The organism is Plantactinospora sp. BB1 (genome assembly GCF_003030385.1).
GTDB lineage: Bacteria > Actinomycetota > Actinomycetes > Mycobacteriales > Micromonosporaceae > Plantactinospora.
The window spans coordinates 5,059,485-5,085,407 of the sequence record NZ_CP028159.1 but is presented as its reverse complement, the minus strand read 5'-3'; the positions used below and the strand labels follow the sequence as shown (position 1 = coordinate 5,085,407).

General features: G+C 74.2%; 16 protein-coding genes, 1 rRNA gene and 3 pseudogenes. 18 read left to right on the top strand and 2 right to left on the bottom strand.

Annotation, left to right across the window (positions count from 1 at the left end):
- Positions 1–79 precede the first annotated feature (79 nt).
- Entirely contained in the window at positions 80–967 is an 888-nt protein-coding gene (gene ssb / locus C6W10_RS22090; RefSeq protein WP_107260127.1) for a single-stranded DNA-binding protein, read from the top strand.
- A 330-nt stretch (positions 968–1,297) separates the two neighbouring features.
- Here the strand turns inward: ssb and C6W10_RS22085 are convergent, their stop codons facing one another.
- Complete coding sequence (locus tag C6W10_RS22085) at positions 1,298–2,887, bottom strand: acyltransferase (RefSeq protein WP_234361380.1); 1,590 nt, start codon at positions 2,885–2,887, stop codon at positions 1,298–1,300.
- Between the two features lie 399 nt (positions 2,888–3,286).
- Here C6W10_RS22085 and C6W10_RS22080 point away from each other — a divergent pair, with 399 nt between their 5' ends.
- The 5 genes and pseudogenes from C6W10_RS22080 (at position 3,287) to C6W10_RS22060 (ending at position 10,281) form a co-directional block, all read left to right on the top strand.
- Entirely contained in the window at positions 3,287–4,393 is a 1,107-nt protein-coding gene (locus C6W10_RS22080; RefSeq protein WP_234361379.1) for a cobalamin biosynthesis protein, read from the top strand.
- Positions 4,394–4,398: 5 nt separating this feature from the next.
- The gene (locus tag C6W10_RS22075; RefSeq protein ID WP_107264181.1) at positions 4,399–6,147 is read left to right on the top strand and encodes a cobyric acid synthase; all 1,749 of its coding nucleotides are present in this window, start codon (positions 4,399–4,401) and stop codon (positions 6,145–6,147) included.
- 27 nt (positions 6,148–6,174) lie between these two features.
- A 5S ribosomal RNA gene (rrf, locus tag C6W10_RS22070) occupies positions 6,175–6,291 on the top strand.
- Between the two features lie 1,813 nt (positions 6,292–8,104).
- Positions 8,105–8,876: pseudogene (locus tag C6W10_RS22065) on the top strand (tetratricopeptide repeat protein); the annotation flags it as partial.
- Between the two features lie 373 nt (positions 8,877–9,249).
- Positions 9,250–10,281 (top strand): HAD-IIA family hydrolase, encoded by a 1,032-nt coding sequence (locus C6W10_RS22060; RefSeq protein WP_199853725.1) that lies wholly within the window; start codon positions 9,250–9,252, stop codon positions 10,279–10,281.
- A gap of 56 nt (positions 10,282–10,337) precedes the next feature.
- Here C6W10_RS22060 and C6W10_RS22055 read toward each other — a convergent pair whose 3' ends face one another.
- Positions 10,338–10,676 carry an SCP2 sterol-binding domain-containing protein gene (locus C6W10_RS22055; RefSeq protein ID WP_107260121.1) on the bottom strand — a complete coding sequence of 113 codons (339 nt, stop codon included), beginning with the start codon at positions 10,674–10,676 and terminating at the stop codon, positions 10,338–10,340.
- Positions 10,677–10,795: 119 nt separating this feature from the next.
- Here C6W10_RS22055 and C6W10_RS22050 point away from each other — a divergent pair, with 119 nt between their 5' ends.
- The 12 genes and pseudogenes from C6W10_RS22050 to C6W10_RS21995 form a co-directional block, all read left to right on the top strand.
- Positions 10,796–11,491, top strand: coding sequence for a phasin family protein (locus C6W10_RS22050; protein ID WP_107260119.1), 696 nt, complete (start codon positions 10,796–10,798; stop codon positions 11,489–11,491).
- A gap of 61 nt (positions 11,492–11,552) precedes the next feature.
- Positions 11,553–11,816, top strand: a complete 264-nt coding sequence (locus C6W10_RS22045) for a hypothetical protein (RefSeq protein ID WP_107260117.1) — start codon at positions 11,553–11,555, stop codon at positions 11,814–11,816.
- A gap of 24 nt (positions 11,817–11,840) precedes the next feature.
- On the top strand, positions 11,841–12,677 hold the full coding sequence (locus C6W10_RS22040; protein WP_107260116.1) for a TlyA family RNA methyltransferase: 837 nt from the start codon (positions 11,841–11,843) through the stop codon (positions 12,675–12,677).
- The gene (locus C6W10_RS22035) at positions 12,674–13,558 is read left to right on the top strand and encodes an NAD kinase (RefSeq protein WP_107260114.1); all 885 of its coding nucleotides are present in this window, start codon (positions 12,674–12,676) and stop codon (positions 13,556–13,558) included. The genes C6W10_RS22040 and C6W10_RS22035 overlap by 4 nt, the downstream gene beginning before the upstream one ends.
- A gap of 111 nt (positions 13,559–13,669) precedes the next feature.
- The gene (recN, locus tag C6W10_RS22030; RefSeq protein WP_107260112.1) at positions 13,670–15,427 is read left to right on the top strand and encodes a DNA repair protein RecN; all 1,758 of its coding nucleotides are present in this window, start codon (positions 13,670–13,672) and stop codon (positions 15,425–15,427) included.
- A gap of 178 nt (positions 15,428–15,605) precedes the next feature.
- Entirely contained in the window at positions 15,606–16,784 is a 1,179-nt protein-coding gene (gene steA / locus C6W10_RS22025) for a putative cytokinetic ring protein SteA (RefSeq protein ID WP_107260110.1), read from the top strand.
- Positions 16,785–16,835: 51 nt separating this feature from the next.
- Positions 16,836–17,771, top strand: coding sequence for a copper transporter (locus tag C6W10_RS22020; RefSeq protein WP_107260109.1), 936 nt, complete (start codon positions 16,836–16,838; stop codon positions 17,769–17,771).
- Positions 17,768–18,643: a hypothetical protein gene (locus C6W10_RS22015; protein ID WP_107260107.1), complete on the top strand. Its 876-nt coding sequence runs from the start codon at positions 17,768–17,770 to the stop codon at positions 18,641–18,643. The genes C6W10_RS22020 and C6W10_RS22015 overlap by 4 nt, the downstream gene beginning before the upstream one ends.
- A 1-nt stretch (position 18,644) precedes the next feature.
- Entirely contained in the window at positions 18,645–20,378 is a 1,734-nt protein-coding gene (gene murJ, locus C6W10_RS22010) for a murein biosynthesis integral membrane protein MurJ (RefSeq protein ID WP_107260105.1), read from the top strand.
- Positions 20,379–20,464: 86 nt separating this feature from the next.
- Positions 20,465–21,565: pseudogene (locus C6W10_RS22005) on the top strand (glycosyltransferase family 4 protein); the annotation flags it as partial.
- A 125-nt stretch (positions 21,566–21,690) separates the two neighbouring features.
- On the top strand, positions 21,691–24,003 hold the full coding sequence (locus C6W10_RS22000) for a hypothetical protein (protein WP_107260103.1): 2,313 nt from the start codon (positions 21,691–21,693) through the stop codon (positions 24,001–24,003).
- A 170-nt stretch (positions 24,004–24,173) separates the two neighbouring features.
- A pseudogene (locus C6W10_RS21995) lies at positions 24,174–25,895 on the top strand (CTP synthase); the annotation flags it as partial.
- Positions 25,896–25,923 lie beyond the last annotated feature (28 nt).

Sequence of the window (25,923 nt, the reverse complement as noted above, 5' to 3'; positions counted from 1 at the left end):
GGCGGCTTTGCGGGTACGGCGGTGAGGCTGTCGGTCGAGTCGGCTCGGACGGGAACAACTGGATCCCTGTGGAGGGACGATGTTCGACACTTACGTAACGGTTGTCGGCAATGTGTTGACAGCTCCAGAATGGCGGCGTACCACCCAGAGCGGCACCCTGGTGGCCAACTTCAAGGTGGCCTCGACCGCCCGTCGCCTCGATCGGGAGAGCGGCCGGTGGGTCGACGGCAACAGCCTGCGGGTCCGGGTGAACTGTTGGCGCAAGCTGGCCGAGGGGGTTGCCTCCTCGGTGATGGTCGGCGACCCGGTCGTCGTGGTCGGCCGGCTCTACACCCGGGACTGGACCGACGACGCGGGCAACCACCGGACCATGTACGAGTTGGAGGCGGTGGCCGTCGGCCACGACCTGTCCCGGGGAAGGGGGCGGTTCTCGCGCAACCGGCCCTCGATGGCGACCTCCTCGATGGAGGAGGCCGAGGCCGAGGCCCGGGTGCACGGCGAGACCACCGAATCGGTCCCGCCCGACGAAGCACCGGTACTGCCCGACGAGCGTCCGTTCGACGACGACGGCGACTACCGGGGCCTGCCGGTTCCGCCGGGTCAGGGCCTCGACTCCCTGCACCTGCCCGCCGATCACTTCGACGGGCGTGCCGATCTCGACGGCCGGATCGACTTCGACGGACTGCCCGGTGGTGAGGTGACCGGCCGGGGCGACCCGATCACCCCGTCGACCGGCACGCTCTACCGTGCGCCGGCCGATGCCGAAGGGCTGGACGGCGTCGACGGGCTGGACGGCGTCGACGCGGCCGATCTCGGGGACGACGAGGTCACAGCCGGCACCAACGGTGCGGAGGAGGACGAGCAGGAGTTCCGGGACGGGCCCGACGTGGACACCACGGACCTCGGCAAGACCGGTGGCGCCGGTCGTGGCCGACGTGGTCGTGGCCGTACGCCGGTATCCGTCTGAACCCACCACACATCCGGTCCAGGCACTCCGGTCGGAAAGGGGTCCGATCTCACCGTGCCTGGTCCGGCGGTCCGGTCCGATAGTTGGCCGGACAACGGGTCGCCCGGATCGACGCGGTGGTCGCCTCCGCACCGCCGTCCGGGCTGACCGAGGGTGGGGAGATCGGTCGCGGCACTGGCCGATCTCCCCACCCGAACCGTCTGGGCGGGGCAGCCTCGAATTCGCCGCACGGCCTCGAAGCGAGGGGCGATGTGGTCCTGGCGAGCGGCTTGCACCGCCGTCGGAGGGCTGCCGTGCCCGGGCATCGCAGCGTTCGGCCGGCCCTGCGGGCTATGCCCTTGCCCGGGACGGACTTCCGGAATCCTCGCGAGACTCCTGATCGCGTCGGGGTGCCGGCACCGCCCCGGTCGCCTGGCTCTCCGAACCCACCCGCTCCGGCCGCTCCTGCCCCGGCCCGGCAGCATCGCCACCCGACACCCCCGCCGGCTCCGTCCCCGCTGGCGCCATCCCCGCTGGCTCCGTCCCGGCTGGCTCCGTCCCGGCTGGCTCCGTCCCGACCGGCTCTGCCCCGGCGTCCGGAGTCGGTTCACCGGGTCGGTCGGGCTGTCGCTGCCGTACGACACCGGGCGGCAGCGGTGTGGGTCGAGGTCGACGCCGAGGATTGAGCAGACGCATCATCGGCGTCTCGACGAACCGGAAGAGCAACCAGGCGGCGAACAGGCTCACCACCAGCATGGCGAGCGCGACGGCCGGCCCCTGCCAGCCGGGGAACCCACCGCTGTGCCCGGTGAACCGGAAGATGCCCTTGATCAGGAAGACATGGACCAGATAGAACGCGAACGACACCTCGCCGAGCCAGACCAGGGGACGGGACCGCCACGGGGACCAGCGACCGGTGGTGTCCGCCCGGGCGGCACTGGCGATCACCAGGATGTAACCGAAGGCCAGCACGGTGGTCCAGAGTTCCGCCCGGATCCACTCCATCGACGCCACCCAGATCGCGACGAAGAGACCGGTGGAGAGGAGCAGACCCGGCCCTCGCCACTTCCCCCGCAGCATGAGTTCGGCGGCGGCGACGCCCATCCAGAACTCGAAGGAGCGTACGACCGGGAAGATCTGCGTGAACCACCAGCGGACGGTCTCCGGCAGCAGTTGCTGGCCCGGCCACATCAACAGGATGAGCAGGGGCATGGCGACGAGCACGGCGTAGAGCTGCCACGCCCGCATCCGGCGGATCAGCGGGAGGACGAACGGCAGCGAGAGATAGAAGAACATCTCGCAGGCGAGCGACCAACTGACGTTGTTGATGCTGTAGAAGTAGCCGTCGACCGGGATCCAGGCCTGCACCAGGAAGAGGTTGGCCAGCGCCGCCTTGATGTTGACAGGGTCGGCCCAGTACAACCCGAGGGCGATGACCACGGCCCAGGTGACGACGTGGTTCGGGTAGATCTTCGCCGCCCGACGCCGCCAGAACGCACGCTTCGTGTCGCCGGGCCGGGCGGACCAGACCAGCACGAAGCCGCTGAGGATGAAGAAGAACTGCACCCCGGAGAGGCCGAGCGTGAAGACCCAGTCGACGATCTGGCGATAGTCGGGCTCGGCGACGATCTGCATGGTGCCGATGTGAAAGCCGAAGACCAGCATCGCGGCGACCCACCGCAGTCCGGTCAGGGACGGCAGCCGGTGCAGGCCACCGTCCGCGCCGCCTCGTCCCGTCCGGCCGGCGCCCGCCGCCGAGTCGACGCCGCCCCGCCCGCCGCCATCCCCGGCCCGGTCAGTCTCCGCCGCTCGGTCGGGCTCCGCCGCTCGGTCGATCTGCGCCGCTCGGTCGGTCTCCGCCGCTCGGTCGGCCGGTACGACCCCACCGGCGGCAGCCGATCCGCCCGCGGACTCCCCGGTGACGGCCGTCACACTGGTCATCGGACCTCCTCGATGGGCACATCGATGGCCAGCACTTACGCCTCCCGTCGGCCGGATTGTGCCGGGTGTCTGGTCGTACGGGGCCTCCCGGCTGGGTACCCCCGCCGTCGCGGGCTCGTCCGCGACCCTATCCGGTGACGTGCCGGCCCGCCGTCGGCGCATCTGCCGGTGCGCCTGCCCTGCCGACGGAGGCACTGGTCACCGGTGCGCCTGCCCTGCCAACGGAGGCACCGGTCACCGGTGCGCCTGCCCTACCGACGGAGGCACTGGTCAGCGGAGCGGCGATCGGCCTCCGGGCGGCCGGACTAGGCTCCGGCGGGGGAGGTGGTCGCAGTGCGGCCAGACAGCAGGTTGCCCGGAACCGACAGCAGGTCGTCCGGAACCGCCGACGTGGCGGGCTTGCGCGGCAGGATGTGGCCCGCCGGGGCGAACCGGACCGGCAGCCGGGGCGCGGCGTCCGGGTGGCTGGGCAGCGGTGCGGCGAACGCCGCCGGACTGGCCGCCGGCTATGCACTCGACGCGCTCCTCGGTGATCCCCGCCGGGGGCATCCGGTCGCCGGGTTCGGGCAGTTCGCGGCGGCGCTCGAACGGCGGTTGTACCAGCCCCGGCGTACCTCGGGGGCCGGGTTCGCGGCGCTGGCGGTCGGCGTACCAGTGGTGCTCGGCGCGGCGGCGGCGGCCGCCACCCGGCATCGGCCGCTGGCCCGCGCGGCGCTGGTCGCCGCCGCCACCTGGACGGTGCTCGGCGGGCGGACGCTGCGCCGGGAGGCCACGGTCATGAGCCAGGCGCTTCGCCGGGCGGACCTGCCGGCGGCCCGGCAACGGCTGGGCCACCTCTGCGGACGCGACCCTGCCGCACTCGACGAGCCGGAACTCGCCCGGGCCACCGTCGAGTCGGTGGCGGAGAACACCTCCGACGCGGTGGTCGCGCCCCTGGTCTGGGGTGCGGTGGCGGGACTGCCCGGTCTGCTCGGCTACCGGGCGGCGAACACGCTGGACGCGATGGTCGGGCACCGGTCGGAGCGGTACGCCCAGTTCGGCACCGCCGCCGCCCGCCTCGACGACGCGCTCAACCTGGTGCCCTCCCGGCTGACCGGGCTGCTCACCATCGGCGCCGCCCCGCTGGTCAGGGGAGACCGGACACATGCCTGGCACGTCTGGCGGCGCGACCGGGCGGACCATCCCAGCCCGAACGCCGGTCAGTGCGAGGCGGCGATGGCGGGTGCGCTGGGCGTCCGGCTGGGCGGCCGCAACGTCTACTTCGGACGGTATGAGGTGCGGCCCTTCCTCGGCGACGGGCCTCGGCCGGAGGCGCGGCACATCGATCGGGCCGCCCGGCTCTCCGGCGCGGTCGGGCTCGCCGCGCTGGGCGTGACGGTGGCGTACGCGGCGACCAGCCGGCCGCGTCGGGTCACGACCGGTTGGCTGACCCGCCGGTTGACCCGACTCGGTGCCCGGTCCGAGATGGAGAGCCCGTCGGGTCGGCGAGCCCGGCCGGGTCGGTGAGCGCCGTGCGGGCCGCGCGCGGTGGACTGCTGGTCGCGGGCACCACCTCGGACGCCGGCAAGAGTGTGCTCACCGCCGGTATCTGCCGCTGGCTGCACCGCCAGGGGGTCAGGGTGGCGCCGTTCAAGGCCCAGAACATGTCCAACAACTCGGCGGTGGTGATCGGGCCGGACGGGCGGGGCGGGGAGATCGGTCGAGCCCAGGCCATGCAGGCCGCTGCCTGCGGAGTGTCGCCGGACCTGCGGTTCAATCCGGTACTGCTGAAGCCCGGTAGTGACCGGTCGAGCCAGGTGGTGCTGCTCGGCCGGGCGGTGGACACCGTCACCGCCGGCAACTTCCGTGCCCTCCGTCCCCGGCTGGCGACGGCTGCCTTCGAGGCGCTCGCCGAGCTGCGCGCGGAGTACGACGTGGTGGTCTGCGAGGGAGCGGGCAGCCCCACGGAGATCAACCTTCGGGACACCGACTACGCCAACATGGGCCTGGCCCGGCACGCCCGGCTGCCCACGATCGTGGTCGGCGACATCGACCGGGGCGGCGTATTCGCGTCGATGTTCGGCACCGTGGCCCTGCTGGACGCCGCCGACCAGGAACTCGTGGCCGGCTTCGTGGTCAACAAGTTCCGGGGCGACCTGGACCTGCTCCGTCCCGGCCTCGACATGTTGAACCGGCTCACCGGACGGCCGACGTACGGGGTGCTGCCGTGGCACGTCGACCTGTGGCTGGACGCCGAGGACTCGCTCGCCTACGGGCGGGTGCTCGGCCGCCCGGCGCCGCCGAAGGGCGGTGAGTGGCTGGACGTGGCGGTGGTCCGGCTGCCCCGGGTCTCCAACGCCACCGACGTGGAGGCGCTCGCCACCGAGCCGGGGGTACGGGTCCGGTTGACCGTCGAGCCGGCCGAGGTGGCCGCCGCCGATCTCGTCGTACTGCCGGGCACGAAGTCGACGGTGGCGGACCTGGAGTGGCTGCGCCGTACCGGGCTGGCCGACGTGGTGCACGCACACGTGGCCGCCGGTCGACCGCTGCTCGGGATCTGCGGCGGTTTCCAGATGCTCGCCCGCAGCATCGACGACGAGGTGGAGAGTGGGCGTGGCCGGGTCGCCGGCCTCGGCCTGCTACCCATCGAGATCACTTTCGGCGCCGCCAAGACCGTGACGCGCTCGGCGGGCACGGCGTTCGGGTCGGTCCCGGTCCAGGGCTACGAGATCCACCACGGGTACGTCTCCAACGCCGACCCGGCACCGTCGCCGCTGATCCGCTCTTCGGACGGCCGACCGGAGGGAGCGGCGCTCGGTCACCTCTTCGGCACCCACTGGCACGGCGCCTTCACCTCGGACGGGTTCCGTCGGCGCTTCCTCACCGAGGTGGCCCGACTGGCCGGCCGGCACGGCTTCCAGGTCGCCCCGGACACCTCGTTCGCGGCGGCCCGGGAACGCAGCCTGGACCTCCTCGGCGACCTGGTGGAGGAGCACCTCGACACCGCCGCCCTGTGGCGGCTCGTCGAGCAGGGGCCACCGGCCGGGCTACCGTTCGTCCCGCCGGGCGCACCGCCGGTCCCCGCCCCCGCCCCCCCCCCCCCCCTCCTCCCCCCCCCCCCCCCCCCCCCCCCCGCCCACCCCCACCCCCCCGCTGGCTCATGCACAAACAAACAGCAGCCAAGAAAACCAAGAGAAAAAAAGAGAAAACAACAAGCGACAAGAACGACACGGGAAAGCTCGAAGAAGCAGAACAACACTAGGAGAGACAGAGCAAACTAAAAGCGTGACGAGACGACAAAGCAGGGTTACGGCGGTTATGGCGGAGGGGAAACGCCCGGTTACATTCCGAACCCGGAAGCTAAGCCTTCCAGCGCTGATGGTACTGCACTCGGGAGGGTGTGGGAGAGTAAGACGCCGCCGGACATCTTTGTTTGCAGGGCCACCCCGGTCGGGGTGGCCCTGCACTGCGTGTTGCGGCGATCTCGCCATGAGGAAGGATGTACCCGTGAGTTCAGGAGCGCACGGCGGAGACCGCCCGCGCCGTCGAGATGACCGTCCGGACCGCCAAGGCGGCCGTGACGCCTCTACGCGCCGGGACGGCCGTCAGCCCTATCGCGGGGACCGCGATTCGTCCGGCACCTCTGGTGACCGGGGCGGCTATCCGAGTGGGGGTCGTCGAACCGACGGCCGTACCGGCGACCGGCGTGACCGCCCAGCTCCACGTGACGGCGCCGGCCAGCGGGACGGTCGCGCGGGTGGAGGTTACCGATCCGGCGCTGACGACCGGCGCGGCGGCGGCTTCCGGGACGGCCAGCGCGGCGGCGGCTTCCGTGGTGACCGGGACTTCCGTGGTGACCGGGATTCCCGGGGCAACCGCGACTTCCGTGGCGACCGCGCGAGCGGCGGCGGGCGGTTCGGTGACGACGACCGGCGATCCGGTGGCTACCGAAGCTCCGGCGGCGACGGCCCTCGGGGCGGCGGATACCGCGACTCCGGGCGTCGGGACGGCGATGCGGGCTTCCGCTCCGGCGGCGGTTACCAGCGCGGCGGTGATGCCCGGCAGGGTGGCTACCAGCGTGGCGGTGATGCCCGGCAGGGCGGCTACCAGCGTGGCGGTGACGACCGGCAGGGCGGCTACCGCGGCGGTGGGCGCCGAGACGACTTCGGCCCGGGGCGTGCAGAGGGACGCCAGGGCTACCGTCCGGCCGGAACTGGCCCGCGTGGCGGCGACCGGGATACCGGCGGCTACCGCGAGGGCGGCTACCAGTCCGGAGCGGGACGGGACGGCTTCGGCCGTGGCGACCGTGACCGTGGCGACCGTGACCGGGGACCCCGTACCGACTACGGCCGGGGCGGCGACTTCCGGGGCGACCGGCGGGGCGACCGTGACTCCGGTGGTGGCGGCTACCGGGACGACGCCCGGCGCGGCGACGACCGACGTACCGGCGGCTACCGGGGCGGAAGCTCCGGCGGCGACGACCGGCGCGGCGGCTACCAGGGTCGGAGCGGAGGCTCCGGCGGCGACGATCGGCGCGGCGGCTTCCGGAGCGACAGCGGCGGTTACCGGGGCGGATCCCGGCCCGGCTCCGGCGACGACCGCCGTGCTGGCCGGGACTCGCGTGCCGGCGGCTACCGGGACGACGACCGGCGCGGTGACGACCGGCGGGACGGCGGTTTCCGGGGCGACAGCGGTGGTTACCGAGGTCGCCCGGGTGCGGGTTCCGGCGGCGACGCCGGACGCGGCGGTGGCTACCGCGGCGGACCGTCCGGCGGCGGTGACCAACGCGGCGCAGGACGTGACGGCGGGCGGCGCTTCGGCGACGACGCGGGTCGGCGCGGCTTCGACGGCCGCAGCCGGGAAGGCTTCCGGGGTTCGGACCGGGAAGGCTACCGGGGCGGGGACCGCGAGGGTACGCGTGACGGCGACCGCGGTGGTTACCGCCGGTCGGACCGGGACGCGCGCAGCGGCGGCGCACGCGAGGGCTTCCGGTCGGGCGGCGACCGCGCCGACCGTGGCCGTGCCGACGAGGGCCGGCGGGACTGGAAGCCCCGGCAGGGGACCGGTCAGACCGGTCGGGACGGTGCCGGCGCGGGCGGGGGTGGCTACACCCGCTCCGATGGTACGGATCGACGCGAGCGGTCCGGCCGACCGGGCGACAGCGCTCGGGAAGCCTCCGGTCCGGCTCTGCCGGAGGAGATCGTCGCCACGGATCTCGACAGCGCGGTCCGGGCCGAACTGCTCTCCCTGGCCAAGCCCGTCGCGGATACGGTCGCGCGGCATCTCGTCGCGACCGGAGCGCTGATCGACGAGGATCCGGGCCTTGCCCTGGAGCACGCGCTCGCCGCCCGGAGCCTGGCGGCCCGGATCGCGCCCGTACGGGAGGCGGTCGGGCTGGCGGCGTACCGGGCGGGTGAGTGGCAGACCGCACTCGCCGAACTGCGGACGTACCACAGGATGAGCGGGCGGCAGACCCACCTGGCCGTACTCGCCGACTGCGAGCGGGCACTCGGCCGCCCGGAGCGGGCGATCGACCTCTATCGGGGCGCCGATCGTGAGTCGCTGGACCCGGCCGGGGCGGTGGAGCTGCTGATCGTGGCGGCCGGAGCCCGGGGCGACATGGGCCAGCGCGACGCTGCGGTGGCGATGCTCCAGGTGCGCGAACTGACCGCCACGCCCGCCGAACCGTGGACCGCCCGGCTGCGTTACGCGTACGCCGACGCGCTGCTCGCGGTGGACCGGCGGGAGGAGGCACGGGAGTGGTTCGCCCGGGCCGCCGAGGTGGACGAGTTCGGTGAGACTGATGCCGCCGAGCGGTTGTTGGAGCTCGACGGCGTCGTTCTGGAGGGCGACGAGGACGAGGACGACTCCGACGACACCACCGATGGCGGATCCGACGACTCGGAGCCGACGGCGGACGCCGACGCCGATGTCTCGGAGGACGGGCCCGATCCGGAGGACGACCAGGACGAGCCCGATCCGGAGGACGATGAGGACGGGTACGACGACGAGGACGCCCGCGCGGATCGTGACGCCGACGACGAGTTCGACGACGAGGACGAGGACGATGGCGAGTTCGGCGACGGCGACGAGGACGGCGACGGCGACGGCGACGAGGTCGACGAGGACGACGGCGAGTTCGGCGACGGTGATGACGACGGCGACGAGGACGGCGACGAGCCGCCGGCTGCCGCCGAGGTGACCGTAGTGGACGCCGAGGCGGGGGTGGACGCGGACGAGGACGCCCGGACAGAGGCGGTCGAGGACGCGAAGCCCGGAGCGGCTGACGCGGAGGCTCCAGACGCCGACGCCGACGCCGACGCCGAGGCCGGGGCCGGGGCCGACGCCGATCCGGCTGCCCGTCCGGGGCGTGGCGCCGAATCGTGACCGAGTCCTCGCCGGGCGGCCGGCTGGTCGACGCGTACGACCTGGTGATCTTCGATCTGGACGGCGTGGTCTATCTCGTGGACCGGCCGATCGAGACGGCGGTCGCGGCGGTCGGCCGGCTGCACGCCGAGGGCAAGCCGCTGGCGTACGCGACGAACAACGCCTCCCGGCGCGCCGACGAGGTCGCCGCGCTGCTCACCGGGATGGGGCTCGACGTGCGGCCGCAGGAGGTACTCACCTCCGCGGCCGCCGCGGCGGAACTGCTGGCGCACCGCTTCCCGCCGGACTCCCCGGTACTGGTGGTGGGCGCGGAGGCGCTCCGCAACGAGGTACGTGACGTCGGACTGCGCCCGGTCTCCCGGCTGGAGGACGCGCCGGTGGCGGTGGTGCAGGGCTACGGGCCGCAGGTCGGCTGGGCGGATCTCGCCGAGGCGGCGCTGGCGGTACGGGCCGGTGCCGACTGGTTCGTCACCAACACCGACCGGACGTTGCCGACCGCCCGTGGTCCGGTACCCGGGAACGGTTCACTTGTCGCGGCGGTGCGTACCGCGCTGGCCCGGGACCCCGACGTGGTGGTCGGCAAGCCGGAGCCGGCGCTGTTCACCGCCGCCGCCCGGCGGTTCGGCGCGGCCCGCCCGCTCGCGGTCGGCGACCGGCTGGACACCGACATCGAGGGTGCGGTCCGGGCCGGAATGGAAAGTCTGCTGGTCCTCACCGGGGTGTCGGCGCCGGCCGACCTGCTGCGCGCGGCGCCGTCGGCCCGCCCGGACTTCGTGGCGAGCGATCTGGGCGGGCTCTTCGACCCGGCCCGGGTCGCCCGGCTGACCGCCGAACCCGCCGACGCCGCCGGTGCCGGCTGGCAGGTGGTGGCCGACGGCGGCCGGACGGTGCTCACCGGGGAGGGGCCGAGCATGGCCGCGCTGGCCGCGCTCTGTGCGGCCGCTTGGTCGGGGGCGCCGGTCGACGACATCGAGCCGGGATCCGAGGCGGCCCGGAAGGCCCTCGGGGAACTCGACCTGCTGCGCTGACCCCGCGCCGGCCGACGGGTCACCGCGAGCCGGCGTGATCAGAGGAGCCGGCGTGCTCAGAGCATCTTGCGGAGCTTGAGCAGGTCGAACGGGTTGGCGTTGATCGACATCTGTCGGGAGGCGAGCGCCTTCGGCACGTCCAGTTCGCCCCGGACGAGACGGATCAGGTCGTCGCTGGTGGTGCTGAGCGCGATCTTCGCCTTGGGGTCGTCACCGTCGGCCAGGTCGACCAGGCGCCCGCCGGTCAACCGGCCGTGGAAGGCGGTGTCCAGGTCGGTGATCCGGCACGCCAGCGTGCGGTCGAGATCGACCTGCTTGCGTACCTTCTCGGCGTTGGCGTCCATCCGGGCCGCCAAATCGTGCAGCGCCTGCCGGCACTCGTCCACGGTCGCCATCGTCGTGCCCCCTCGCATCACGCCACGCCCGTCCCCCGGGCACCGTACCGCACTGGGCGGGTCGGGGCGCCCGGTAGCGTGACAACCTGAACAGTCGGCACCCGCGAAAGGACCGAGGTATGCAGGATGCGTGGCGGGCCTACCTTGAGCTGGCCCTCGGGCTGACGGAGGCGTCGAAGAAGCGCGCTCAGGCCGCCGCCAGAAAGCTGGTCGGCTCCAGCGGCGCCACCGCCGCCCAGTTGCAGACCATGGCCGAGGAACTGGTCTCCACCGGGATGGCGAACCGGGAGGCGCTGATCCGGATCATCCGCGTCGAGATCGACCGCACCCTCGCCGCCCTCGGCCTGGCCACGGCGGACGAGGTCACCACGTTGACCGACCGGATCGCCCGGCTGGAGCGGGAACTCGCCGCGGCTCGGGCCGGGACGTCCGGCGGCACCGCGAGCGCGGCGACCGCCCTGCGGCCCGCAGCCGGGGACGCGCCGACCGGGACCACCGCGCCGGTCCGCAAGGCGGTCGTCAAGAAGGCGGTCGCCAAGTCGACGGTCGGCAAGAAGGCGGTCGCGAAAAAGGCCGTGGCGAAAAAGGCGGTCGCGAAGAAGGCCGTCGCGAAGAAGACGGTGGCGGAGCAGGCCGCCGCGCCCGAGGCGGTCACCAGCCAGCCGGTCGACACGCAGGTGGTGGCGAAGAAGGCGGTCGCGAAGAAGGCGGTCGCCAAGAAGAACCCCGCCAGCAAGGCGGTGGTCAGCAAGAAGTCGACTCCGGGCAAGGCCGTGGCCAAGCGGTCACCGGCGCCGGGCGGCGATGCGGCATGATCCCCGTCGTGGCCCGGGCCCGCCGGGCCCGCCGGGCGACCGGACGTGGCGGAGGGGCGGCATGAGCCAGGTACCCGTACCGGGGCCGTTCCGGCCGGCTCCGCCCCCCTCGGCGGCGGCTCGGCCCGTTCCCGGCCCGGCCCCGGCCGGCGGGTCGAGCGCGCCGACCGGCCCGGACGGCGGCGGCTCCGGCCACCCCGCCGTGGACGCGGTACTCCAGGCGATGGCGAACGCCGCGAACCTGCCGCCGGCCGACCAGATCGCCCAGTACGAGGCGGCGCACCAGACCCTGCGGGAAACCCTCGCCACCATCGACCAGGCGTGAGCCCAGTCCCTCGGAGAACTCTCGATGGCACGTCGTACCCGGCTCGACGCCGAACTCGTCCGCCGCGGCCTGGCCCGGTCCCGGGAACAGGCCGCGGCGCTGGTCGAGGCGGGTCGGGTGCAGGTCCGCGGGGTACGGGCCCAGAAGGTGGCCGCGATGGTCGACCCGGCGGACCCGGTCCGGGTGCTCGGCGACGACCCGAGCACCGAGTACGTCTCCCGGGGCGGCCACAAGCTGGCCGGCGCGCTGGCGGCGTTCGCCCCCGAGGGGCTGGACGTCGCCGGCCGGCGCTGCCTGGACGCCGGGGCCTCCACCGGCGGTTTCACCGACGTGCTGCTCCGGGCCGGTGCCGCCGAGGTGCTGGCGGTGGACGTCGGCTACGGCCAGTTGGCCTGGGCGATCCGTACCGACGAGCGGGTCCGGGTATTCGAGCGCACGAATGTGCGTACCCTGACGCCCGACACCATCGGCGGCACCGTGACCCTCACCGTCGCGGACCTGTCGTTCATCTCGCTCCGCCTGGTGCTGCCGGCGCTGGCCGGCTGCACCGCCCCGGACGGCGACCTGGTGTTGATGGTGAAGCCGCAGTTCGAGGTCGGAAAGGAACGGGTGGGCAGCGGTGGGGTGGTACGCGATCCGCAACTGCGGGTCGAGGCGGTGCTCGCGGTGACCGAGGCGGCCGCCGGGCTCGGTCTCGGCCTGGCCGGCGTGGTGGCGAGCCCGCTGCCCGGACCGAGCGGCAACGTGGAGTTCTTCGTCTGGCTGCGCGCCGACGCGCCGCCGCCGGACGAGGCCTCGGTGGCGGCGGTGGTGACGGCCGGGCCGACCGGTTCGGCCGTGGCGCGGGAGGGAGCCCGATGACCCGGACGGCACTGCTGGTCACGCACACCGGACGGCGGCGCAGCACCGAGCACGCCCGTACGGTCGCGGCGGACCTGATCCAGGCCGGCTTCGAGGTACGGGTGGTGGCCGAGGAGGCCGACGACCTCGAACTGCCCGGGGTGACCCCGGTGAGCCTGCTCGGCGCGGCCGAGGGCGCGGAGATCGTCTTCGCGCTCGGCGGCGACGGCACCTTCCTGCGCGCCGCCGACCTGGCCCGGCCGGCGAAGGCGCCGCTGCTCGGCATCAACCTCGGCAAGGTCGGCTTCCTCGCCGAGGCGGAGATCGACGACCTGGACGTGGCGGTCCGGGACATCGTCGACCGGAACTACACAGTGGACGAGCGGCTCACCCTCGACGTGCGTGCCGAGTTCGAGGGCGGGCCGGTGATCGAGTCGTGGGCGCTCAACGAGGTGAGCGTGGAGAAGGGCGAGCGGGCGCAGATGCTCGAGCTGCTCGTCGACGTCGACGGCCGGCCACTGTCCCGGTACGGCTGCGACGGTGTGGTCTGCGCGACCCCGACCGGCTCCACCGCGTACGCCTTCTCGGCCGGTGGGCCGGTGGTCTGGCCGGAGGTGGAGGCGCTGCTGCTGGTGCCGATCAGCGCGCACGCCCTGTTCAGCCGCCCGATCGTCACGGCGCCGACGTCGACCTTCACCATCACGGTGGACCCGTTCACCACCCTGGCGGTGCTCTGCTGCGACGGCCGCCGGGTCTACGACCTGCCGCCCGGTGCCAGGGTCACCGTGCAGCGGGGTGCCCTGCCGGTGCGGGTGGTACGCCTTCAGGCCCGGCACTTCACCGACCGGCTGGTGGCCAAGTTCGGCCTGCCGGTGCACGGCTGGCGGGGCAACCGCCGCTGACCACGACGGGTGCCGACGGTGTCGCCGGCGGTCCGGGGCGGATGCCGGATACCGATCGGGACGCGCGCCCGGGTGGTCAAGTGTCGGGGCCCGCTACTACTGTCGGTTGCTGTGCTGGAAGAGCTGCGCATCACCGGACTGGGCGTCATCGAGGACACCACGCTGCCGCTGACCGGCGGCATGAACGTCATCACGGGCGAGACCGGCGCCGGCAAGACGATGGTGGTGACCGGGCTCGGCCTGCTCTTCGGCGGGCGGGCCGACGCCGGCCGGGTGCGGGCCGATCCCGGCCGGGCCGTGGTGGAGGGGCGGCTGCGGTTGACCGGCGCCGCCGCGACGGCGGTGCACGCCCGGGTGGTCGACGCGGGCGGCGAGCCGGACGACGACGGGTCGGTGCTGCTCAGCCGTACGGTCACCGTGGAGGGTCGGTCGCGGGCGCACGTGGCCGGCCGCAGCATGCCGGTGTCGATGCTGGCCGAGGTGGGCGAGCAGGTGTTGGCCGTGCACGGCCAGTCGGACCAGCTCCGGCTGCTCCGCCCGGCCGAGCAGCGGGCCGCGCTGGACCGGTTCGGCGGGCCGGAGCACGAGAAGCTGCTGGAGAGCCTGCGCGAGTCCTACACCCGCTGGCGCCGGGTCTCCGACGACCTCGCCGACCGGCGGCGCAACGCGCGGGAGCGCAACCAGGAGGCCGATCTGCTGCGGCTGGGCCTGGACGAGATCACCCGGGTCGATCCGCAGCCGGGTGAGGACGAGGAGCTCAAGGCCGAGGCGCAGCGGCTGGAGCACGCCGAGGGGCTGCGTACGGCCGCGCAGACGGCCCAGCTCTGCGTGGCGGGCGCGGCCGAGCCGACCGACGAGATGGCCGACGTGACCACCCTGCTCGGGCACGCCCGCCGGACGCTGGAGGCGCAGGCCGGGGTCGACCGGACCCTCGGCGACCTGTCGGCGCGGCTGGAGGAGGTCGCCACGCTGGTCGGCGATGTCGCGGCCGAGTTGTCGGGCTACCTCGCCGCGCTGGACGCCGACCCGGCCCGGTTGCAGGTCATCTACGAGCGTCGGGCGGCGCTGCGCGGCCTGACCCGCAAGTACGCCGACGACGTCGACGGGGTGATCGCCTGGGCGGACCGGGCCCGGACCCGGCTGGCCGAGCTGGAGACCTCCGACGAGCTCCTCGACGAGCTGGACCGGGAGCGGCAGCGGCTGGCCGGCGAGGTGGCCGAGCTGGCGGGCCGGCTCTCGGCGGCCCGCCGCGAGGCGGCCACCCGGTTCGCCGAGCAGGTGACGGTGGAGCTGGCCGGGCTGGCGATGCCGCACGCCCGGATCGAGGTGGCGGTGCTGCCCCGGCCGGTCGGCAGGTCCGAGCCGGCGCTCACCGTCGACGGGGTCGAGGTCGGGGTGGGTCCGGACGGGGCGGACGAGGTCGAGCTGCGGCTGCTGGCCCATCCGGGGGCACCGTCGCTGCCGCTGCAACGCGGCGCCTCGGGTGGGGAGCTGTCCCGGGTGATGCTCGCCATCGAGGTGGTCTTCGCCGGTTCCGGCGGGCCGCCCACGCTGGTCTTCGACGAGGTCGACGCCGGGGTCGGCGGGCAGGCGGCGGTGGAGATCGGCCGCCGGCTGGCCCGGTTGGCCCGCAGCCACCAGGTGCTGGTGGTGACCCACCTGCCGCAGGTGGCGGCCTTCGCCGACCGGCACCTGGTGGTGGCCAAGGACACCGGCGGCGCCGTGACCACCAGCGGGGTGCGAGTGGTGGAGGACACGGACCGGGCCCGGGAACTGGCCCGGATGCTAGCCGGTTTGCCGGATTCCGATCTGGGTATCGCCCATGCGGAGGAACTCCTGGCGGTGGCTGCCCGGGAACGGCACTCCTGAGCTGCGGCGCCGCGTGCGCAGCGGAGCGTGACCCCGACGGCCACGTTCCGTGGTACCGAATCGAACGGTGTGACGCCGACCACACCCGGCCGGGCATCCATGTGGTTCCCTTGGGGTGGCGGCCCTGCTCAGGCATGTCGCGACAGAAAGCTCTGCCTCACATGCCAGGATGGTTGGGATGCGTTTACCCACGTTGCGCCGGGCCCGGAGCGCGGAACCGGGCAAAGTCGTCGGCACCGCGCGCCTCGACCGCCGGACGAAGCGCCTGGTCAGCCGGCTGCGTCCGGGTGACATCGCGGTCATCGACCATGTCGACCTGGACCGGGTGGCGGCCGACTCGCTGGTCGCGGTCGGCGTCGCCGCGGTGCTCAACGCCAAGCCGTCGGTCTCCGGCCGCTATCCGAACCTCGGCCCCGAGGTGCTGATCAAGGCGGGCATCCCCCTCCTCGACGACCTCGGCGAGGGCATCTTCCAGCAGATCCGGGAGGGCGACACCGTCCGGATCGACGGCAACACCGTGCTGCTCGACGACGAACCGGTCGGGCACGGCAGCCGGCAGGACGCCGAGTCGGTCGCGAAGGCGATGTCGGACGCCCGGGAAGGGCTGTCGGTGCAGTTGGAGGCGTTCGCCGCCAACACCATGGAATACCTCAAGCAGGAGCGGGAGCTGCTGCTCGACGGTGTCGGCGTGCCGGACGTCGAGACCCCGATCCGGGGCCGGCACTGCCTGATCGTGGTCCGGGGCTACGACTACAAGGCCGACCTCGACGTGCTGCGCCCGTACATCCGGGAGTTCAAGCCGGTGCTGATCGGCGTGGACGGCGGCGCGGACGCGCTGGTGGAGGCGGGGTACACCCCCGATCTGATCATCGGCGACATGGACTCGGTCACCGACGACGTGCTGCGCTGCGGCGCCGAGGTGATCGTGCACGCCTACCCGGACGGGCGGGCGCCGGGACTGGCCCGGGTGAACGGGCTCGGCGTGACCGCGCAGACCTTCCCGGCCGCCGCCACCAGCGAGGACCTGGCGATGCTGCTCGCCGACGGCAAGGGCGCCTCGCTGATCGTCGCGGTGGGCACCCACGCCACCCTGGTCGAGTTCCTGGACAAGGGGCGCGGCGGCATGGCCTCCACCTTCCTGACCCGGCTCAAGGTCGGCGGCAAGCTGGTCGACGCCAAGGGGGTGAGCCGGCTCTACCGGCAGAGCATCTCCGGGTCGTCGCTGTTGCTGCTGGTGCTCTCGGCGCTGGCCGCGATGGCGTCCGCGGTCGCCGTCTCCACCGTCGGAAAGGCTTACCTCGGGGTCGCCTCCGAGTGGTGGGACAATGTCGTATTCCAGCTTGGACAGCTCTTCTAGGCCCGTGCTGGTGTCCTCCCGGCCCCGATTGATGATCAAGAGGCTCTTGTCGTGATCAATTTCCGGTACCACGTGGTCTCGCTGACCGCGGTGTTCCTCGCCCTGGCGATCGGTCTGGTCGTGGGTACGGCGGCGCTGAACGGTCCGGTCGCCGACTCGCTCAAGGATCGGGTCAACGCGCTGGGCAAGCACAACGAGCAGCTCCGCGAGTCGGTGAACAACCTGGAGACCGAGGTCCAGCGCGAGGAGGACTTCGTCAGGGAAGCGGCACCGCACATGCTCAAGGGCACCCTCGCCGGCCGGCGGGTCCTGGTCCTGGTGCTGCCGAGCGGGCAGGACCAGGTCGACGGGGTCGTCGAGATGCTCCGGCTGGGCGGTGCCTCGGTCACCGGGCGGATCGACGTACAGGAGAAGTTCCTCGACCCGGACAGCAGCGTCCTGCTGCTGGGCGTCGCCGCCAAGGCGGCCAGACCGACCGTCCCGGACGTCGGGCTGCCCAGCAGCGAGGGCGTGGAGAAGTCCAGCGCCCTGCTGGCCAGCGCCCTGCTCGACCGTCCGGAGGGCGGTTCGCCGGTGACCGACGCCGACCGCCGCTCGGTGCTGGACGACTACAGCGAAGAGGGCTACCTCAACGTGCCCGACAAGATCGCCGGTCCCGCCGAGGCGGTCGTGGTGGTCAGCGGGCAGCCCTACGTCGACCGGGACGCGACCCGCAAGGACCGGTCGGTGGTGCAGCTCGCCGAGCAGTTCGACAAGGCCGGGGCGATCGTGGTGGCCGGCAACGGCAGCAGCGGCGGGAACCTCGTCGCCGAGGTACGCCGGGATCCCGCGCTCTCCAAGACCATCTCGACCGTCGACAACGCCAACACTGTGCAGGGGCAGCTCGTCACCGCGCTGGCGCTCACCCGGCAGATCACCGAGAAGCAGGCCGGCGCGTACGGCGTCGGTGCGGGTGCCGAATCGCTGCTGCCGGAAATGCCCGAGTGACCGCCCGACCCAGGGGCGCCCGGGCCCGGGCGCTCGGCGTCGGCGTGCTGCTCGCCGGTGCCGCGCTGCGCGGCGTGCTCGCCGGCCCGTGGGCGGCCGGGCTGCGCCGTACCAACTTCCGGGGCCGCACCGTCACCCTCGCCGCCGGCCCGGCGCTCGCCGCCGGAGCCGCCGCCGGTGCCGCCGCGGGTGCGCCGAGCCGCCCGGCCGGCGGCGCCGCCCTGGTCGCCGGCCTGGCCTGCGGGGCGGTCGGGCTCTACGACGACGTGGTCGGCGCCCGGCCGGAGCAGAAGACCGCCAAGGGCTTCGCCGGACACCTCGCCGCACTCCGCCAGGGGCGGGTGACCAGCGGCGTCGTCAAGATCGCCGGGGTCGGCGCCGCCGGCCTGGCCGCCGCCGCCCTGCTCGCCGCCGACCCGACGGTCCGGTCCCACCCCGGCCGCCGCCGCACCGGACGCGCCGCCGGAACCCTCGACCTGCTGCTCGGCGCGGGCGTCATCGCCGGTACGGCCAACCTGGTCAACCTGCTCGACCTGCGGCCGGGACGCGCGCTCAAGTCCGGCGTGCTGCTCGGCGCGCCGCTGCTGCCCGGCCCGACCGGTGGACTCGCCGCCGGCCCGGTCGGCGCCGCCGCCGCGCTGCTCCCGGCCGACCTCGACGAACGCGTGATGCTCGGCGACAGCGGGGCGAACGCCCTCGGCGCGCTGCTCGGCGTCGCGCTCGCCGCCCGTACCGGGCCGGTGGGGCGGGCCGGGGCGCTCGCCGTGATCGCCGCGCTCACCGCCGCCAGCGAGAAGGTCAGCTTCACCCAGGTGATCCAGAACACCCCGGGGTTGCGCGAACTGGACGCCCTGGGCCGGCGACACTCCTGAGGTGGGCAGGCCGGCACCCCTCGTCGGCGCCGGGCGGGTGGCCGGCGCCGCGACGCTGATCGCCGTACTCACCGTGGCGAGTCGACTGGCCGGGTTCGGGCGTACCGGCGTCTTCACCTGGGTGATGGGCGACCGCAGCGACCTCGGCGGCATGTACGTGGTGGCGAACAGCGTCCCGAACATCGTCTTCGAGATCGTCGCCGGTGGGGCGCTGGCGAGCCTCGTCGTACCGCTGCTGGCCGGCGCGGTCGCCGCCGGTGACCGGGCGGCGGTGGCGGCGACCACCGGGGCGCTGCTGAGCTGGACGGTGAGCCTGCTGGTGCCGCTCGCGGTCGCGGTGGCGCTGCTCGCCGAACCGATCGTCGGACTGATCTCGGACCAGCGCAGCCCCGCCGAGATCGAGGCCGGCGCGCGGATGCTTCGGGTCTTCGCCCCGCAACTGCCGCTCTACGGCGTCGGCATCGTGCTGACCGGGGTGCTCCAGTCGTACCGGCGGTTCGCCTGGCCGGTGATCGCCCCGCTGCTCTCCAGCGTGACCGTGATCGGCGTCTACCTGGCGTTCGCGGCCGTCGAGGGGGTGCACCCGAGCATCGCCGAGGTCGGCCGGGGCGGCGAGCTGATCCTCTCCGCCGGTACCACCCTCGGGGTGGTGGTGCTCTCCCTGTCGCTGCTGATCCCGCTGCGCCGGCTGCACCTGCGGCCCCGGCTCGGGTACGGCTTCTCCGCCGACGCCCGGGGCAGGCTGGGCGGGCTCGCGCTGGCCGGCGCGGTGACGGTACTCGGCCAGCAGGTGGCGCTGCTGGTCAGCCTGCGCCAGCTCAGCGGCGGACCGACCGGTGCGGAGATCGTCTTCAACCTCGCCCAGACGGTGTACCTGCTGCCCTGGGCGGTGCTCGCCGTCCCGCTCGCGGTCGCCGCGTACCCGACCCTGGCGGCGGCGCACGCGACCGGCGACGAGTCGGCATACCGCCGGACGCTGGCCCCGACCGTCCGCCGGGTGCTGCTCTTCAGCTGCCTCGGCGCGGCGGCGCTGGTCGGCACCGCCGGACCGGTGGCCCGGTTCTTCTGGCCGGACAGCGGGGCGCCCCAGGTCGCCGCCGTCGCCGGGTTCGCACCGGGCCTGCTCGGCTACGGCCTCTTCGCGGTGCTCACCCGGGCCATGTACGCGCGCGGCGCCACCCGCCCGGCCGCCGTCGCCACCCTGGCCGGCTGGCTCGTCGTGCCGTTCGCCGCCGTCGGGTTCTCCGCCGCCTTCCCGGTGGACTATCGGGTGTTCGCGGTCACGGCGGCGAATTCGGTCGGCATGCTGGTGCTGGGGGTGCTGCTGGTCGTCGCGGTCCGGCGCAGCGCCGGTCCGGCCGCGTTGACCGGATTGCCCAGGTCAACGCTGGTCGGGCTGCTCGCCGGGGCGGTCGCGGCGGTGGTCGGCGCGGTCTGCGCACACTGGTTGCCCGGCCTCGGGGGTGGTACCCCGGCGCGAGTCGACGCACTCGTGCAGGGCATGCTGTCCGGAGTCGCCGTGGGCGCGGCTTTCGTCGCGGTCGCCTATCCGCTGGACCGGCACGACGTCCGGCCGCTGCTGGCGACGCTGCGCGGACGCCTGCGCGGGGTGCTGGCCCGCCGGGGTGGGCCGGCGGCGTCACGGCGGCGCAACGGGACGGAGACGGAACGCCCGGACCGGCCGGACGCGGCCGACCCGGGCGAGGACGACGGGAAGGAACGGGTGTCGCGGTGAGCGAGCGGGGTGGGCCGGCTCGACCGGGGGACCGCGCCGAACCGGACGCGCCGGCACCGACGGCCGCCGTCGGGCGGGTCGGCGCGGTGGCCCTGGTGCTCGCCTCCAGTACCGGCGGCGTCGGCCAGCACGTCGCCTCGCTCACCCGTGGCCTGGTCGGTGCGGGAATGTCGGTCACCGTCTGCGGTCCGGCCGCCACCGAGCAGCAGTTCGGCTTCACCGCCGCCGGTGCCCGGTTCGTGCCGGTGGAGATCCCGGCCAGCCCCACCCCGGCCGACGCGCGGGCGGTCACCGCGCTGCGCCGGGCCCTGGCCGGACCGGTCGACGTCGTACACGCGCACGGGCTGCGGGCCGGCCTGGTGGCGGTACTCGCCCGACCGACCGCCCCGGTCGTGGTGACCTGGCACAACGCGGTACTCGCCGGTGGGCTGCGCGGGCGGCTCTCCCGGCTGGTCGAGCGGATCGTCGCCCGGCGGGCCCGGGTCAGCCTCGGTGCCTCCGCCGACCTGGTCGAGCGGGCCGCCGCCCTCGGCGCCCGGGACGCCCGGCTCGCCCCGGTCGCCGCACCCACCATGGCGGCGCCCCGGCGCAGCCGCTCGGCGGTACGGGCCGAGTTCGGCGTCGCCCCGGACCAGCCGCTGATCCTCTCGGTCGGCCGGCTGCACCCGCAGAAGCGGTACGACGTGCTGGTCGACGCCGCCGCCCGGTGGCGTGAACTGGATCCGCCACCGGCGGTGGTGATCGCCGGCAGTGGCCCGAGCTATCTGCCGCTGGCCGCCCGGATCTCGGCCGCCCGGGCTCCGGTGACGCTGCTCGGGCACCGGACCGACGTCGCCGACCTGCTGGCCGGAGCCGACCTGGCGGTGGTCACCAGCGACTGGGAGGCCCGGCAGCTCTTCGCCCAGGAGGCGCTGCGGGCCGGCGTACCGCTGGTGGCGACCGCGGTCGGCGGCGTGCCGGAGCTGGTCGGCGAGGCGGCCGTACTCGTGCCGCCGGCTGACGTGGAGGCGGTGGACGAGGCGGTCCGGGCACTGCTCGACGATCCCGACCGGCGGGCCGCCCTGGCCCGGCTGGCCACCGCACGGGCGGCGCAGTGGCCGACCGAGGCGGAGACCGTCGCCGCCGTCGCCGCGCTCTACGCCGAACTCGGCGCGGAGCCGCCCACCGCGGACCGACCGGCGGAGCCGGCGGCCGACTCCGCCGCTCCGGGGCCGGCGGGGCTCGGCGCGGCAGCGGAGGAGTCCGAGCGGTCCGGTGACTCCCGGCCGCCCTCCGCCGGCCGGGAGACGGGCTCGTCGGCGGGGCGCGGCTGATGTTGCGCCGGCTGGTGCCCGTACTGCTGACCGTGGCGGTGGTGGCTCTCGGAGTCGCCGCGCTGGTCGTCCGGCCGGCCACCCGGACGCCGGCACCGACCGCCGACTACGTGCTGCTGGCCGGGGTACCGGGACTGCGCTGGGACGACGTCGACCCGCAGACCACCCCGACGCTGTGGCGGATGGCCGAGGGCGGTGCCATCGGCTCGCTGTCGGTGCGCTCGGCCCGGCAGCCGACCTGCCCGGTCGACGGTTGGCAGACCCTCGGCGCCGGAAACTTCGCCGCCTGGGACGCCACCGTCGTCACCGACCAGTGTCCGCCGCTGGACGTCGCCGTCGAGCAGCCGGACGCGATCAGCGCCAACCTGCCCGACCAGCGGGCGACGGTCACCCACAACCAGGACAGGTTGCGCTGGGGCACCGTGCCCGGGGCGCTGGCCGAATCGGTCCGCTGCACCGTCGCGGTCGGTCCGGGCGCGGCGGTCGCCGCCGCCAGGCCGTTCGGGCGGGTCGACCGGTACGCCGCGGAGCTACCGCCGGATCCGACCGGGCTGCTCGACGACTGCGTACTCGGCATCATCGACCTCGGTACCGTCAGCGGCGAGGATCCCGCCGTCCGGGCCGCCGCCGCCCGCCGCGCCGACGCGACCCTGGCCCGGGTGCTGGCCGCCCGGCCGGAACGTTCCCTGGTGCTGGTGGCCGGCCTCGCCGACACCGACCGGTCGTCCCGGCTGCACGTGGTGGTGGCGGATGGTCCGGGCTGGGGGCGTGGCTGGCTGACCTCGCGCAGCACCGGCCGGGACGGCTACCTGCAACTCGTCGACCTGGCCCCCACGGCGTTGGCGGCGCTGGGCCGACCGGCGCCCGAGCGGCTCTTCATCGGCCAGCCGGCGGGCGTGGTCGAGGGCCGTCCGGCCGACCTGCCGACCGCGATCGCCGCCCCCGCCGATGCCGACCGGGAGGCCCGGGCCCAGCAGCAGGTGGCGAAGTGGTTCTTCCTGCTGCTGGCCGGGCTCCAGTGCCTGCTCGCGGTCGCCGTACTGCCGCTGCTGCGCCGGGCCCGGCGCGACGCCGGCCCGTCCGGACCCGCCCCGGTGCCCCGGCGGGTGGTCGCGACGGTCGAGGTACTGCTCATCGCCGCCGCGCTGGCGATACCGGCCGCGCTCGTCGCGGACGCCGTCCCGTGGTGGCGGGGTGCGCACGCCGGGGTCTACTTCGGGCTGGTCACGGCGATGCTGCTCGGCCTGGCCACCGCCGCGGTGCGGCTCGCCCGGGCGTACCAGCGCACCCTCTGGCCGCTGGGCAGCGTCGCCGCGCTGGCCGCGTTGGTGGTCGGGGTGGACGTGGTCACCGGGGCGCGTCTCCAGCTCAACGGGGTGACCGGGTACTCGGCCCTGGAGGGCGGCCGGTACGCCGGCCTCGGCACCGTCGGGCTCGGGGTCTTCATCGCCGGCACCTTGCTCTCGGCGGCCTGGCTGGCCCAGCGGGTACGCCGCAGTTGGCGGCCGGCCGTGGTGGTGCTGGTCGGCGTCCTCGGGGTGATCGTGGTCGGCAGCCCCTACCTGGGCGCCGACGCGGTGGGCGCGGTCGCGCTGACCGCCGGGGTGAGCATCGCCGCCGCGATCAGCACCGGCGGCTGGCTCAGCCTCGGCCGGCTCGCCTGGGCCACCATCGCCGGTCTGGCGGTGACCATCGGATTCGTGGTGATGGACCTGCGGCAGCCGATCGACCAGCGGGGCAGCCTCGGCCGGTTCCTCACCGCCGTCGGCGACGGCACCAGCGGGCTGACCGTGCACCGCTCCGGTGCGGCGAACCTGGCCGCGCTGGCCGGGAGCCCGCTCACCGTACTCGCGCTGCTCGGTGCCGTGCTGGTCTGGTTCGCCCTGCTCCGGCCGTGGGGTGGGCTCAAGCGGCTCTTCGGGATCTACCCCGCCATGCGGGGCGGGATGGTCGGCATCCCGGTGGCGGCGGTGATCGCCGGCCTGCTCGGCGGTTCCGCCCTCAACGTCGCGGGTGCGGCGGCGGCGCTGGCCGTGCCGATGGCCGCCCTGGCCGCGTTGCGGGTGCTCGACCACGCCACCGACCGGACCATGCCGGCCACCGGTCCCTGCCCGGACGACGCGCCCGGCGCGGCCCCGCCGACCGCCGGCACGGATCCGGCACCCGACCGCCCCTCCGGCCCCACCCCGCCCTCCGGCGCCACCCCGCCCTCCGCCGCCCCGCCCTCCGACGCCACCCCGCCCTCCGGCATCGTGCTGCGGGAGGCGGAACCCGGGCCGGCGCAGTCGTCGGCCGAGGTGCCGGCGGGCTGACCGGCACGCTGATCGGCGGGCTGACCGGCACCGGGGCGGCACCGGAAGCGGGTGCCCCCGGCAGCCCGGCCGGGGTTGGTGTTACCGTGGAATCCCGTGGATCGCGTGGATCATTTCACTGGTCCCACACCGGTTCGCACGACCGCGACAGACGACCACGGGAGCAGGCCTTGGCCCCTTCAGTACGGACGACCAGGCATATTTTCGTCACCGGTGGGGTTGCCTCCTCACTCGGTAAGGGCCTGACCGCCTCCAGCCTCGGAAACCTCCTCACGGCGCGGGGCCTTCGGGTCGTGATGCAGAAGCTCGACCCCTACCTGAACGTCGACCCCGGCACCATGAACCCGTTCCAGCACGGTGAGGTCTTCGTCACCGACGACGGCGCCGAGACCGACCTCGACGTCGGGCACTACGAGCGGTTCCTCGACCGCGCGCTCTCCGGCAAGGCGAACGTCACCACCGGCCAGATCTACTCCGAGGTGATCGCGAAGGAGCGCCGGGGCGAGTACCTCGGGGACACCGTGCAGGTGATCCCGCACATCACCAACGAGATCAAGTCCCGGATCCTGGCCATGGCCGACCCGGACGAGGACGGCCGTACCCCGGACGTGGTGATCACCGAGGTCGGTGGCACGGTCGGCGACATCGAGTCGCTGCCGTTCCTGGAGGCGATCCGGCAGGTACGCCACGACCTGGGCCGGGACAACTGCTTCTACCTGCACGTCTCGCTGGTGCCGTACCTGGCGCCGTCGGGGGAGCTGAAGACGAAGCCGACCCAGCACTCGGTCGCCCAACTGCGCAACATCGGTATCCAGCCGGACGCGATCGTCTGCCGGTCGGACCGGGAGATTCCGGACAAGCTCAAGCACAAGCTCTCGCTCTACTGCGACGTGGACCGGGAGGCGGTGATCGCCGCACCGGACGCGCCGAGCATCTACGACATCCCGAAGGTGCTGCACCGGGAGGGGCTGGACGCCTACGTGGTGCGCCGGCTCGGGCTGTCGTTCCGGGACGTCGCCTGGCAGAGCTGGGACGACCTGCTGGAGCGGGTACACCACCCGCACCACACCGTCCGGGTCGCGCTGGTCGGCAAGTACGTCGACCTGCCGGACGCGTACCTGTCGGTGAGCGAGGCGATCCGGGCCGCCGGGTTCGGCCACCGGGCCCGGGTGGAGCTGCACTGGGTACCGAGCGACGAGTGTGTCACCGCCTCCGGTGCGGCGGCCGCGCTGGCCGGTGTCGACGGCATCGTCATCCCCGGCGGCTTCGGGGTACGCGGCATCGAGGGCAAGATCGGCGCCGCCCGGTACGCCCGGGAGAACGGCATCCCGATCCTCGGGCTCTGTCTCGGCCTCCAGTGCATGACCATCGAGGTGGCCCGGCACCTGGCCGGGCTGGACGGGGCGAACTCGCTGGAGTTCGACGAGAAGGCGAAGCACCCGGTGATCGCCACCATGGCCGACCAGGAGGACATCGTCGCCGGCCGGGGTGACCTGGGCGGCACGATGCGGCTGGGTGCGTACCCGGCGCGGCTGACCGAGGGCTCGCTGGTCGCGCAGGCGTACGGCGACACCGAGGTCAGCGAGCGGCACCGGCACCGGTACGAGGTGAACAACGCCTACCGGGACGCGCTGACCAAGGCGGGCCTGCACATCTCCGGTACCTCCCCGGACGGCCGGCTGGTCGAGTTCGTCGAACTGGACCGGGAACTGCACCCGTTCTTCGTGGCGACCCAGGCGCATCCGGAGCTGAAGAGCCGGCCGACCCGGCCGCACCCGCTCTTCGCCGCGTTCGTCGGCGCCGTCGTGACGTACTCGGCCGCGGACCAGCTCCCGGTGGAGCTGGGACCGGCCGCCGGTGTTCCCGCGACGGGCGGCGCCGGCACCTCGGCGGGGGAACCGGCCGAGCTGACGGAGCTGG